The sequence below is a fragment of the Polaribacter sp. R2A056_3_33 genome, from assembly GCF_019278485.1.
GTDB lineage: Bacteria > Bacteroidota > Bacteroidia > Flavobacteriales > Flavobacteriaceae > Polaribacter.
Window position 1 is genome coordinate 886,374 of the sequence record NZ_CP058984.1, and the last position, 14,117, is coordinate 900,490.

Below are 14,117 nucleotides of genomic sequence, written 5' to 3' on the forward strand. Positions count from 1 at the left end.
TAATTGTTACTTAAAAAAAAGTTTAAAACTCTATATTTGCAAAAGTATACAAATTTAAGGTCTATTATGTTGAAAAAGGGTACCAAGTTATATAGTATTTTTAAAGCCAAATGTCCTAGATGTCACGAAGGCGAATTCTTTGCCCATAAATTTACTTTTAATCCAAGTAAAGTAACCAAATTACATGACAATTGTCCGAATTGTAATTTAAAATACATGATGGAACCTTCCTTCTTTTACGGAGCTATGTACGTTAATTATGGTTTAACAGTGGCACTTTCTGTTGCTGTATTTGTAATAAGTAGTTTGTTTTTTGGCTTAAGTCTTTTACAATGTTTTGCCGCAATTGTAATAGCATTATTAATTTTAGCACCTTTTAATTTACGTTTATCTAGAATAATTTGGATAAATATGTTTGTCCATTTTGATAAAAAGTTCAAGAAAAAAGAAGCATAAACTTTTTTTTGGCGCTTTAACAAGCTTTCGCTACTCGCTTTTTTTTGTGCCAGTTCTCGATACAAATTTGTTGAAAAACAAATTCTCTCTAACTGACACTAAAAAAGAGCTCAAACATACCGCTCTATCCTTAGCGCATATTGCTAACCGAGAAGAAAAATCATGAAAATCCACTAAAAAAATACATCTAATAATCAAACTTGTAAAGAATTAGCAATATTTTTTTTTAATAAATTATTTAATTTTTCAATATATTCTTTTCGCTCAAGTAATTGACCTATGTCCGCCTCAAATGTTTTAGTTTTATTTAATTTTGGAAATGATAATTTATTTTTTGCTATTGAATTTGAAATTAAAATATTAAAGTAATTATAAGTTAGGATTATTTTTTGTAAAAAATCAGTTTCAATAATTCTAAAGCCAATTTTCTCGGCGGTTCTCCTATTTATAATATAGCTTGTACCACTAATTTTCATTCTTTTATCCTTCTCATACTTTTTAAGTAGATGTAAAAGTCCTTCTAAATATTGTTGAATTATAAAATCAGTTCTTTGTTTTCCATTCATTTGATTTTCAATTACAAAATAGTAATCAAATAAAGTTCCGCCGTGAATTTTGATTCGACCTTTTTTAGGTTTTTCGATTACAAATAAAGATGAATAATAAATTATTCTACCACTTTTTTTTAAGGATGGCATATCAAAGAATGGAGCAATTATGGATAAAGTAATAGAAAATATTAAAATTCCAATCACATATATTCTTGAATATATTGATATAATAATTGACAACACAATAATCATAAGAGAACAAATTGCTATCGCAATTTGTATTCTTTTTTGCTCTTTTTCATTCTTATTATAAAAACGATGGTTCAACGTATCAGTATGTCTTTTTTATTATTACTATCTTTTATCCTTCAAATGCTTAAAACGAACAATATCTATTTCTTCATCTAAAGATTCACCATTATAAATATGGTTAAATAGGTTTTTAGCTACTGTTGGGGCAATCATTACACCACGTGTCCCTAAACCGTTTAAAACAATTAAATTGTCATAATCTGGATGTATCCCAACCAAAGGTCTTCTACCTGAAACCGTAGGTCTTATTCCTGCAGATTGAGAAACGATGGTATAAGGAACATTAAGTACTTTCTTTAATTTTTCTACCAATTCTTCTTTTCCTTCCTCCGAAGGGTCGGATGTTTTGTCTATCCAATTAAAAGTAGCTCCTACTTTATACATATTGCCTCCCAAAGGCATTACAAAAAGTGTGGATTTTAATAAAAAGTCGATATTTAATTCTGGAGCATGAATGGTTAATAATTCCCCTTTTGCTTCATTAATGGGTAAATAATTAAAATAAGGATTTTCTACCACACCAAAACCTTCACAAAAAACAATTTTGGAAGCTTCAATATCTTTATAGGTTAGAGCTTCTTCTTCAATATTTAATTCTTTATGTTTAAACTGTTCAAAACGAATAAAGTTTTCAGATTTTAAATACGCTCTATAGGCATTTATTAATTTCTCTGTATCTACTCTACCCGTTTCATTTACGTTTCCAAAACTAAAATCGGCTAAAACTCCGTGATAAGAATTGGTATCTAATTTAGGATCTAAATAATCGGTTAACTTAGGTTTGTCTAAAGCACCAAACCAATTATTTTGATCTTCTACAGATTTAAAAGATTTCTTAATTACAAATTTTTGGTCTATAATTATGTTTAGTTTTTCTTCTAACCGTTTATAAAAAGGAAGTGCAACTTCTAATTGTTCTTTCGCGTTCCACACTGGTGTAAAACGTTTTAAAATTACGGGATTATAAACCCCTCCAGCAACTAAAGAAGAGGTTTGAGAATCGTCTTCAAAAACGACAAATGTTTTTTTTGCAGCAATTAATTCTTCTGCAAAAGCCAAACCTGCTAATCCTAAACCAACTATTATATAATCTACTTTCATGTGATAAAAATACGTGAATTTGCAATAATTATGATATTATTACTGAACTTTATTAAAATGAATAGCCCCGATAGAACGGTATGTTTGAGCTCTTTTTTATTCCTCTTTAGGATAAAAAAAGCGAGTAGTGATAGCGGGAGATAGCTACAAAAAAAAACGTCCCAAAGTATTGGAACGTTTTTATATTTTTAAAGAATAATAGAATTTTAGTAATTCCACATATCCATTTCTCTATTTCTAATACCTTCTTTAATTTTATTAGCTTCTAATAACTGGAATAAAGAATTTCCTCTAACGTAATCAGATATTGCTCTATCTCCGTAAATGTTTTCTTCTCTAACAATGGTACTGCTAAATCTTCTTGCATTTAACATGTGATCAAAAGAAATTGGTTGTGATGCATTTTTTGGATTAAATACTTTTGCATCGTGTAAAACATCTCTTGCAGATGGATAAAACACCCAAAATAACTCAAACAATTCTTCTTCATTTCCTCCATCAAGTCCCAATCCTAAAGTTTGTACATCTTTAGCCATTGGAGCAATTGCTAACAATCTGTATTTTAATTCTCCTTGACGTTTATCAAAATACCACATTCCTTTCATCATATAACCTTCTACATCCTGAGATTGAAGTCTAATAGTATCGCTATATCCATTTGATTCTCTTACACTAGACATTCTAGAATCTATTTCATTCTGAGTAATCTTAGACGTAAAGAAAGAGTCTGAATATACTTCTTCTATATTACCTTGTTTAATTCCTTTAATTAAAGTATCAAATAAAGATCTTCTGTTAGAAGATACATTTGAATTATCGATAGGAAAATAATACGGTAAATTTATTTTTTGATTTAGATCTACAAATTCCCAAACTACTTTAGACCATAATACATCTCTATCATCTACATATCCGTAGGCTAAAGGAGCATCGTTATCTGCTGCAATTTGTTGCTCGTTTTTCTTTCCTATTTGATCTACTGTTTTAGCATTTAATAAACCTATTTGTGCGTTTATTGAACTACTAATCATCAAACCGAAAAATAATACTAAACAATTTTTAAACATATTTTATTTTTTAACTTCTAGTTTGTTAATTCAATACTAACAGGTAATACTTGTTTAAGTTTTACTCCATTAGCAGTTGCCTTAATATCGAAAATGTTAATTTGATCTCCTCTTTTTGCTTTGGCTAATTTTTGTTTTGCTGCTGCACTTAAAGAAGAACCATTTACAATAATTGTTAATTCTCCTGGTACTTTTATTTTAAAACTCTGAACTCTAATACTTAAATCGAATTCAAAATCTGGTAATCCTGCTGCAATTGGTGCATTAGATAAACCTGACTTAGGCATTCTTACAGTTCCGTATTGACCTCTTACAGATCCCATAGCTGCTGGTATGTCTTTAATTCTAAAAGTTGCTTTAGAATTTACAGATTTACCATTGCTTAAAGTTGCACTTACGTTAATAACTGCAGTGTTACCTCCACCTGGTTTTAAAACATATTTACCATTACCGCCAGATAAACTACCTCCTGTTGCAGAAACTCTTAAGTTGTTATCACTAACACCAGGTAAAGAAACTGATATTGGGTTGCTTAATCCTCTGTAAACTACATTCATTTTATCTGCAGACACAACAGCATCACCTGGTTGTGGAATTACTGAATAAGAACTTTCGAAAGGTACTTCTACCACTTCTCCATTTTGTGTAAAGGCTATTTTACCTTTAATATCATGGCTTCCAATATTTCCTGCAGGCATGTCTATAATTACTTGACCTGATTGAATGTTTTTATAATCTTTACCGTTTAAAGTAACATTATCTGGAATCATAGTAGCATCATAACGACCTAAAACAATTTTACCTGTTACTTTTTCACCAGCAAAATAAGCGTTCTTGTCTAAAGCAACAATACCTTTATAGTTGTTTAAAGACAATGCCTCTTCCATTTTTCCTCCTAACAAATCAGATACAATATCACTTTCTGTATTTTTGATATCTGCTTGCATTTGCGTTAAATTGGTTAAAGAAGCTACTAAAGGAAACCCTTTATATCTATAATCTAACCATTTAATGGTTTTACCATCTCTATTTTTTTCATCTTCCGTAGAAAATCTTTTTGCTAGAACTGGTACAAACTTGCTTTTTTCTCCTAAAACGTTAAGTACATCTGTTCTATAACCATTTATTTTAGCTAAAAACTCTTCACCTTCTGCTGTAAATTTTTCTCCTTTAAAGAAATACTCATCTAAAAAAGAGGTTTTATCCATTGCTTCATAGTCGCTTTTATCTTCAATATCTGCAGCCATTTTAGCTTTCAGCTCTTCTATATATGTATAGAATTCAGATGAATATCCCTTTATTTTTATTGCATCTTTATTTAATTCTTCAAATTTTGCCGCTTGCTCTGATGCTTTTGTTGCTAAATTAGCATACGCCTCATTATTTTTTGCTGTAGTTGAAATATTATTTTCAATCAACTTTTCATTCATAAAACCAAAAGCAGATAAAACTTCTTTACTCATATTCATTGCCAACATTGCAATAAACACAAGGTACATTAAGTTTATCATTTTCTGTCTTGCGGACACTTTTCCTCCTGCCATTCTAATTAGTTTTTTAAGTTAAAATTATTGTTTGCAACTAATTATTATTTAGACATTGCAGAAAGCATACCTCCATAAACTCCGTTTAAAGAAGATAAGTTTTTTGCTAAAGATTCCATTTGATCTTTTAATTTTTCTGTATTTTCTACAACAGCTCCATTTAAAGCAGACTGTTTGCTTACATTTTCTACCTGTACTTTATACAAATTGTTTAAAGACTCCATTTGAATAGCAGCCATAGACATTTGCTCATTGTATTTGTTAGTAGATGAAATAGATTCTGATGCAGCAGATAAACCTTCTGCAGCTCCTTGAAAGTTTTTCATACTATTTCCTAAACTAGTCATTAAACCTGCATCAATTTTTGCTTCTTTTAATAAGTTATCTAACTTTTCAGATAACATTCCTTGAGATCCAGCTTCTTCTTTTTCTTCTTTCACTGCTTTTACAGTAGTAAAACCATCTTCTCCTAATTCAGGATATACTTTAGACCAATCAAAATCATCTTCTGGTGTCTCAAAAGCAGACATTAAGAAAATAAGAGCTTCCGCAATTAATCCAACAGCTAAAACATTAGAACCATTAAACCAACCAAAACTAATATGATTTAATTTAAATAATGCTCCTAAAATTACAATTGAGGCTCCAATATTGTAAGCCATGTTAAATAATACTTTTTTTGTTTTTGACTGTGCCATAATTTCTTTTCTTATTTTTTTGATTATTTGTTAGTTGTACCAATGTAATTCTGAACGGTTCTAAAACCAATGTAACTTCTAGCAGTATCTGCATATTCATAATCTCTAGAACTCACTTCTAAAAAGTATGCTACATCTTTCCAAGAACCTCCACGAATTATTTTTCTTTTGTTTTTTCTATCTTCTACATTTGGGTTCATTGTAGAAGCCATGTAGTAAGAAGATAAGTTATAAGCAGTGTTTGTCCATTCAGAAACATTACCAGCCATATTATACAGACCGTAATCATTTGCATTAAAAGATTTCGCTTCCATAGTATATAGCGCTCCATCTACAGCATAATCTCCCCTTACCGGTTTAAAGTTTGCTAAGAAACAACCTCTATCTGTAGTGGTATTACCAGTACCCCAAGGATACGTAGCAAATTCTAAACCTCCTCTTGCAGCATATTCCCATTCTGCTTCTGTTGGTAATCTAAAGTCTGGAACACCAATTGAGTTTTTTCTACTTTTTAAATAATTATTTTTCTTCTTAGTTCGCCAGTTACAAAAAGCAGTTGCTTGCCCCCAGTTTACCCCAACAACAGGATAATCTCCATAAGATTGGTGATAAAAATAATCTTGGTGCATTGGATCATTATAAGAATAACTAAAATCTTTTACCCAAACAGTAGTATCTGGATAAATGTTTAATTTTTCGTGTTTTACAAAATCTTTTCTATTACCACCTTGTCTTGCAGCATTATCTCTATCAAACCAAGTATATTTATATTTTAAGTATTTTACGTTAAAAGTTCTAACACCATCTACAGCTTCATCTCTAGCTACAAATAAGGTATCCATAACCTCTACATAATCTGCATCCGGAAAATCTTCTTTTTCCCAAATAATATCATTTTCCCAGTTTAATGGTCTTACAGAATCTGAATCTAACTCTAAACTTGTGTAGTTTTCATACATGTATTTTTCATAAGCATTAGCTCCAGTAGTATCTTTTAAGACAGCAAATGCATAATCATTAATACCTCCAGAAGGAAGTGCACCATTTGGATCTGGTGTTCCCATCATACTTGCAAATTCTTGTTGATAACCTAATCTAGTTCTTACAACAGAATCTCTAACCCACTGAACAAATTCTTTATATTCGTTATTGGTGATCTCTGTTTCGTCCATGTAATATGGTCTTAAAGTAACTGTTTTAGTAGGTGAATTCATTGTACCGATAAGGTCCTCGTCTTGTTTACCCATTGTAAAAGCACCTCCAGGAATCAACGCCATGCCAAATGGTTTTTCTGAAAACCACTTTTTATTCGATTTAACTCCAACCAATTCTCCTCTATCATTAGAGCCACAACTGTAAAAAACTACTATTAAAAGTGCAAATATTGCTGCTTTCTTCATATTTAAAAATGTCTTTACTATAAAGTCCGTAAACCTATTATTTTTTTTGTTAAAAAACAATAAGCAAATTGCTTTTTAACGTTCTAATTTCCTAATCTATATTTATTACACTAATTTTCGCATCGCTTTATACCACTTTTCAGGAATATTTTGCTTAGTGGCTTCTGTATAATCATTATATGTACATGGTATTAACGCATGTCTTTTATATTTATTATCTGATAAGATTTTTATCTCTATCCACCATCTTCCAGATTTATTACTTTTATAAAACGTTAAAGGATCATCATCATCTAATAAAACGGTAAATTTCTGATAATTTTCCTTTCCAGAGAACGGATAATCTTTTACTCTAAAGTTAACGCCCTCAATAAAATACCAAATCATTTGAGCAATTAAATGTGCTGTCTGATGGTTGTTATCTAACTTAGAATTGTACTCATAAACACCAAATGAAGTTACTTTATCACTAAGACCTGCATATCTAGAAATGGCACAAATTTCTTCTCCATAAAACCCATTCGGAGAAGCATTATTGTTTGCAGGTGCTTCACTTTGTCTTACAGAACCCAAATCTATAGAAACAATATCTGCATTTCTAAAAACAGGTTCAATATTTTTTAATTCTTTTGCATTCCCTAATCTATAAGCATCAAAAAATAAGTTATCTAACAACTGTATTTCATCTTGCGAATTAAAATACGTCTGATAACCTACATTACTATAATTAAACAAGTTATTAGGTTCTTGCATAATTATTTTACTTAAATAAGATTGAGAAGTTAATGGATCATCTAAATGACCTAAATCGAAACGACTGTCTACAGCAGCAATATTAACGGTTTGCTCTAAAGAATCATAAGCTCTATAATTTACGTAGGTAAGATCCTGACCTCCACCAATAATTACGGGTATTATATTTTTCTTAAGTAATTCCGTAATAATTTCTGAAACAGCATAATACGTATCTGTAACCGAATTTCCTTTTAAAACATTTCCTAAATCAGCTATCTGCGTGTTCCAATTACCAGGAAACAAATTGTATAATTTTTTTCTGATAAAATGTAAATCTTCTCCACAGCCAAAATTATTCTCTGAGTTTCTGTCTTCTTGAACTCCTAAAATAGCAATTTGCACATTTTCTAAATCAGGCAAACCTTCTTCTAGGGTATGTATCCTAAAGGTTTTTCCTAAGCACAAATTAGATTGTTCTTCTAAAGATTTTACAATCGATTCTTTTACAGGGGTTAAAAAGTCTTGGTTCATTAATTTTTTAAAATCAAATGTAATTTATGAAAAATATTATTTCTTTTTGGTTACTTTCTTCTTAACTACCTTTTTCTTGACAGCTTTTTTCTTTGCCACTTTTTTCTTTGGCGTTTTAGCTTCAATCATTTTAACAGCCTCTTCCTTAGATAGTTTTTCTATTTCTGTAGTTTTAGGTAACTCTATTTTAATCTTTCCTTTTATTACATTAAAACGTCCCCATCGTGCTTTTTCTACACGAATTTCTACATCTTCCCAATTATGGATTACCTTATCGATCTCTTTCTGTTTCTTTACCTCTATTAATTCAATAATATCGTCATCAGTAAGATTATCGAAATCATATTTTTTGTTAACATTGATAAATATATTATTCCATTTTAAGAAAGGTCCAAAACGACCAACACCTTTTTGAACAGGCAAGTCTTCATAATGGTAAATTGGTGCATCTGCTTTTTGTTTTGCCACAATTAACTCTATAGCTCTTGGCAAGTCTACTTCCATAGGATTTTCTCCTTTGTCTAAAGAAACAAACATGGTTCCAAAACGAATATAAGGACCAAAACGACCGTTAGAAACAATTACTTCTTCATCTTCATAACCACCTAAAGTTTTTGGAAGCAAGAATAACTCTAAAGCTTCTTCCATGGTGATGGTTCCTAAATTCTGATCTTTATTTAAGCTAGCAAACACTTTTTCTTCGTCTTCTGGCGCTCCAATTTGTGCAATTGGTCCAAATTTACCTAAACGAACTAAAACTGTTTTACCTGTTTCTGGATGCTTTCCTAAAATACGTTCTCCACTTTCTCTTTCTGCATTCTCCTTTACATCTTCTACAGTGACATGAAACTTGCTATAGAAACCTTTAATCATTTCTATCCAATCTTCATTTCCTTCAGAGATATCATCAAAAGAAGATTCAACCTTAGCAGTAAAACCAAAATCTAAAACATTAGAAAAGTTTGCAACTAAAAAGTCGTTAACAATATTACCAATATCAGTAGGAATTAATTTATTTTTATTTGAACCCGTTTTTTCAGTCAAGGTTTCACTTTTTACAGTACCTGAAACTAAAATCATTTGTTCGTAATTTCTTTCTAAACCTTCATCCTCTCCTTTTTCTACATAGCCTCTTCTTTGTACAGTAGAAATTGTTGGTGCGTATGTAGATGGTCTACCAATACCTAATTCTTCTAATTGTTTTACCAAAGAAGCTTCTGTAAAACGATAAGGCGGACTTGTAAAACGTTGTGTTGCATTTATAAAAGAATACTCTAATGCTTCACCAACTTTTAAATTTGGTAGCATTCCTGCTTGTTCTTCCTCATCATCATCTTTTCCCTCTAAATACACTTTTAAGAAACCATCAAACTTTATCATTTCACCATTTGCAGTGAATATTTTAGAATTCTCAGAGTTCTCTATCTTAAAATTCGTTCTTTCTAACTGAGCATCACTCATTTGAGAAGCCAATGTTCTTTTCCAAATTAAATCATACAATCTAGTTTGATCGTATTCTGTATCTATAGAATGCATTTTCATGTTGGTCGGACGAATAGCCTCATGCGCCTCTTGAGCACCTTTTGCTTTCGTTTTAAAAACACGTTGTTTGCTATATTCTTTACCGTAGTAATTTGTAATTTCTTCTTCAGCAGCGTTTCTTGCATCAACAGATAAATTTAAACTATCTGTTCTCATATAGGTAATTAAACCGGCTTCATACAAACGTTGTGCAACTTGCATTGTTTTTGCTACCGGAAAACCTAATTTCCTAGATGCTTCTTGCTGTAACGTAGACGTTGTAAATGGTGCTGCTGGAGATTTCTTTGCTGGCTTTTTAGTTAACTCTGCAATCGAAAAATCTGCATTTGCACACGATTTTAAGAAATTTTCTGCTGTTTTTTTAGTATCAAAATTCTTTGGAATGGTTGCTTTAAACGTTTTTCCTTCAACATTAGCAAATTCTGCAACTACTTTATAATGTGTTTCTGCATTAAATTCTTGAATACTTCTTTCTTTTTCTACAATTAAACGAACCGCTACAGATTGTACTCTACCTGCAGACAAACCTCCTTTAACTTTTCGCCATAAAACAGGCGATAATTCATACCCAACAAGTCTGTCTAAAACTCTACGTGCTTGTTGTGCATTTACCATATTATAGTCTATATCTCTAGGATTTTCGACTGCTTTTAAAATGGCATTTTTTGTTATTTCATGAAAAACAATACGTTTTGTATTTTCATCCTTTAAACTTAATTGCTCTTTTAAATGCCATGCAATTGCCTCACCCTCTCGATCCTCATCACTTGCTAACCATACAGTATCTGCTTTCTTTGCTAAAGCTTTCAACTTTTTAACTACTGGTTTTTTATCATCAGAAATAATATATTTTGGACTAAAATCTCCTTCTACATCAATACCCAATTCTTTGGATGGTAAGTCTGCAATATGACCATAACTAGATTCTACTTGAAAATCTTTTCCAAGAAATTTTTCGATGGTTTTTGCTTTTGCTGGTGACTCTACAATTACTAAATTCTTTGCCATTTATCTCTCTTTTGTCGCTAGAACGCTTTAAAAACGTGCTATTTTTGATTGCAAAAGTAGTTAGTTTTTTGTAAAAAAAAATTATTTCATCAATTTTCAACAAAAAACATTAGAATTAGTCCATTAAATTTCTGCCAATTTGTCACAATAAATTAAATTTGGTTGTATCTTTGCTCACCTTTAAATGATAAATTGAGAGATGGAATACGTAGAAAAAATCATAGACGAGAAAATACAAGGGAAAGCTCTTGTTACCGAAAATAAAAAAAATAACACTAAAAAATTATTCATAGAAAGCTACGGCTGTCAAATGAATATGAATGATAGTGAAATAGTAGCCGCTATTTTAGATAAAGAAGGCTACAACACAACCCAAATTCTAGAAGAAGCAGATTTAGTTTTAGTAAATACCTGCTCTATTAGAGAGAAGGCAGAAACTACTGTTCGTAAAAGATTACAGAAATACAACGCTGTAAAACAAGTGAACAAAAACATGAAAGTGGGTGTTTTAGGCTGTATGGCAGAACGCTTAAAAGAAAAGTTTTTAGAAGAAGAAAAAATAGTTGACTTAGTTGTTGGTCCCGATGCTTATAAAGATTTACCTAACTTATTAGAGGAAGTAAACGCTGGTAGAGATGCCGTAAATGTAATTTTATCTAAAGAAGAAACCTACGGAGATATTTCTCCGGTGCGTTTAAATTCTAACGGAGTTACAGCATTTGTATCTATAACCAGAGGTTGTGACAATATGTGTACTTTCTGTGTGGTTCCTTTTACTCGTGGACGAGAAAGAAGTCGTGACCCAAAGAGTATTATTGAAGAAATTCAATCTATGGTAGATAGAAACTTTAAAGAAATTACACTTTTAGGTCAGAATGTAGATAGCTTCTTATGGTATGGTGGAGGATTGAAAAAAGACTTTGGCAAAGCATCTGAAATGGCACAAGCAACCGCTGTAAATTTTGCACAATTATTAGATATGTGTGCTACAGAGTTTCCAAAAACTCGTTTTCGTTTTGCGACTTCTAATCCGCAGGATATCAGTTTAGACGTAATTCACGCCATAGCAAAACACAAAAACATCTGTAAATACCTTCATTTACCTGTACAGAGCGGAAGCAACAACATGTTAAAAGCCATGAACAGACAACATACTCGTGAAGAATACATCGAGTTAATTGATAATATCTTTAAGATTGTTCCAGAAATGTCTTTAAGTCAAGATATGATTGTTGGTTTTTGTGGAGAAACGGAAGAAGATCATCAAGACACTTTAGATTTGATGAAGTACGTAAAATACGATTTCGGTTTTATGTTTACCTATTCTGAAAGACCAGGAACTTTAGCTGCTAAGAAAATGGTAGATGATGTACCTTTTGCAACAAAAAAACGTCGTTTACAAGAAATTATAGATTTACAACAAGAACACGCTTTATACAGAACACAGCAACATTTAGGAAAAGTAGAAGAATTTTTAATTGAAGGTACTTCTAAGAAAAATCCGAATGAATGGAAAGGTAGAAACACCCAAAATACTGTAGCTGTTTTTGATAAAGGAAATTATAAATTAGGAGATTTTGTAATGGTAAAAGTAGAAGATTGTACTTCTGCAACCTTAAAAGGAACTGTTGTTGGGTATTCTGATAATAATTAGAAGCTATCTCCTGCTTTTCACTACATCTTTTGTATGAAAAATAAAAAAGGATAGAGTCTGCCCTGAGTAAAGCTGAAAGGTTTCAATCAGGGTTAAGCATTTTAGAAAAGAAAGTACAGTAAAGATATAAATTGCTTATTTATTATTAATTGACAAAAAAGAATCATGACACAAGACCATCTTGGATCTTGAATCAAAAATAATCCTATTTCAAAAAAGAAAATATGGAAAACTTACAAGCTTTAAAACAGCGTTTTGGAATTATCGGTAACGATATTCACTTAAATAGAGCTTTAGAAAAAGCACTTAGAGTTGCACCTACAGATATTTCTGTTTTAGTTACAGGAGAAAGTGGTGTTGGTAAAGAAAATATTCCAAGAATTGTACATCAATTATCACATAGAAAACATGCAAAATACATTGCTGTAAACTGTGGTGCAATTCCAGAAGGAACTATAGATAGTGAATTATTTGGTCATGAAAAAGGATCATTTACAGGAGCAACACAAGATCGAAAAGGATATTTTGAAGTTGCCGATGGAGGAACTATCTTTTTAGATGAAGTTGGTGAATTACCATTAACAACACAAGTACGCTTACTACGTGTTTTAGAAAATGGAGAATTTATAAAAGTTGGTTCTTCTAAAGTTATAAAAACCAATGTTAGAATTGTTGCAGCAACAAATGTTAATATGCAATCTGCAATTCAGAAAGAAAAATTTAGAGAAGATTTATATTACAGATTAAGTACCGTAGAAATTCATTTACCTGCTTTAAGAGAGCGTGATGAAGATATACACTTATTGTTTAGAAAATTTGCTGCAGATTTTGCTCAAAAATATAGAATGCCTTCTATTCGTTTAGATGATAACGCGGTAAAAATGTTATTAAACTATCGTTTTCCGGGGAACATTCGTCAGTTAAAAAATTTAGCAGAACAAATTTCGGTTATTGAAGAAGAAAGAGTTATTTCTGCCCTTAAAATGCAACAGTATCTACCTAATAATAATGGTAATTTACCTGCTGTTATTGGTAGCAAAAAAGAAAATGATTTCTCTACTGAGCGCGATATTATGTATAAAATTTTATTTGATATGCGTAATGACATCAACGATTTAAAAAAGTTGACGCTCGACTTAATGAAAAGTGGTAATGTAGAAGAAGTGCAAGAAGAACATCATCAATTAATTGAAAAGATGTACGAAAACAAAGATGCTCATAAATCTAATGTAGAAGTGATGAATATCCCTCAAAACTCATCCACAGAAAAAGATTATGATTTTATTGAGACTATAGAAGAAGACGAGTCTTTATCTTTACAAGACAAAGAAGTAGAAATGATAAAAAAATCTTTAGAGAAAAACAGTAATAAACGTAAATTGGCCGCTAAAGAACTAGGGATATCTGAAAGAACTTTATACAGAAAAATTAAACAATACGATTTGTAAAAGATTGAGTAATTGTTTAAAATTTAATCACTAAAAACTATCCCTCGAGCGCCGTCGAGAGGTATTAATA

General features: G+C 31.0%; 11 protein-coding genes. 3 read left to right on the plus strand and 8 right to left on the minus strand.

What is annotated here, in order from left to right:
* The first annotated feature begins 36 nt into the window (after nucleotides 1-36).
* On the plus strand, nucleotides 37-456 hold the full coding sequence (locus tag H0I29_RS03725) for a DUF983 domain-containing protein (RefSeq protein ID WP_345740397.1): 420 nt from the start codon (nucleotides 37-39) through the stop codon (nucleotides 454-456).
* Nucleotides 457-650: 194 nt separating this feature from the next.
* Here H0I29_RS03725 and H0I29_RS03730 read toward each other — a convergent pair whose 3' ends face one another.
* The 8 genes from H0I29_RS03730 to topA form a co-directional block, all read right to left on the minus strand.
* The gene (locus H0I29_RS03730) at nucleotides 651-1,334 is read right to left on the minus strand and encodes a hypothetical protein (protein WP_218754459.1); all 684 of its coding nucleotides are present in this window, start codon (nucleotides 1,332-1,334) and stop codon (nucleotides 651-653) included.
* Between the two features lie 27 nt (nucleotides 1,335-1,361).
* On the minus strand, nucleotides 1,362-2,420 hold the full coding sequence (locus H0I29_RS03735; RefSeq protein ID WP_218754460.1) for an FAD-binding oxidoreductase: 1,059 nt from the start codon (nucleotides 2,418-2,420) through the stop codon (nucleotides 1,362-1,364).
* 206 nt (nucleotides 2,421-2,626) lie between these two features.
* Entirely contained in the window at nucleotides 2,627-3,487 is an 861-nt protein-coding gene (gene gldN / locus H0I29_RS03740) for a gliding motility protein GldN (protein WP_218754461.1), read from the minus strand.
* 17 nt (nucleotides 3,488-3,504) lie between these two features.
* Nucleotides 3,505-5,031: a gliding motility protein GldM gene (gene gldM, locus H0I29_RS03745; protein WP_218754462.1), complete on the minus strand. Its 1,527-nt coding sequence runs from the start codon at nucleotides 5,029-5,031 to the stop codon at nucleotides 3,505-3,507.
* A 44-nt stretch (nucleotides 5,032-5,075) separates the two neighbouring features.
* Nucleotides 5,076-5,729 carry a gliding motility protein GldL gene (gldL, locus tag H0I29_RS03750; protein WP_218731470.1) on the minus strand — a complete coding sequence of 218 codons (654 nt, stop codon included), beginning with the start codon at nucleotides 5,727-5,729 and terminating at the stop codon, nucleotides 5,076-5,078.
* Nucleotides 5,730-5,752: 23 nt separating this feature from the next.
* On the minus strand, nucleotides 5,753-7,129 hold the full coding sequence (gene gldK, locus H0I29_RS03755; protein WP_218754463.1) for a gliding motility lipoprotein GldK: 1,377 nt from the start codon (nucleotides 7,127-7,129) through the stop codon (nucleotides 5,753-5,755).
* 105 nt (nucleotides 7,130-7,234) lie between these two features.
* Nucleotides 7,235-8,395, minus strand: coding sequence for a formimidoylglutamase (locus tag H0I29_RS03760; RefSeq protein WP_218731472.1), 1,161 nt, complete (start codon nucleotides 8,393-8,395; stop codon nucleotides 7,235-7,237).
* 36 nt (nucleotides 8,396-8,431) lie between these two features.
* On the minus strand, nucleotides 8,432-10,945 hold the full coding sequence (gene topA, locus H0I29_RS03765; RefSeq protein WP_218731473.1) for a type I DNA topoisomerase: 2,514 nt from the start codon (nucleotides 10,943-10,945) through the stop codon (nucleotides 8,432-8,434).
* A 199-nt stretch (nucleotides 10,946-11,144) separates the two neighbouring features.
* On the opposite strand from topA, the gene miaB reads away from it, so the two are divergent.
* Nucleotides 11,145-12,599: a tRNA (N6-isopentenyl adenosine(37)-C2)-methylthiotransferase MiaB gene (miaB, locus tag H0I29_RS03770; protein WP_218731475.1), complete on the plus strand. Its 1,455-nt coding sequence runs from the start codon at nucleotides 11,145-11,147 to the stop codon at nucleotides 12,597-12,599.
* A 224-nt stretch (nucleotides 12,600-12,823) separates the two neighbouring features.
* A complete protein-coding gene (locus tag H0I29_RS03775; protein WP_218754464.1) occupies nucleotides 12,824-14,047 on the plus strand; it encodes a sigma 54-interacting transcriptional regulator in 1,224 nt (407 codons plus the stop codon).
* The last annotated feature ends 70 nt before the right edge of the window (nucleotides 14,048-14,117 follow it).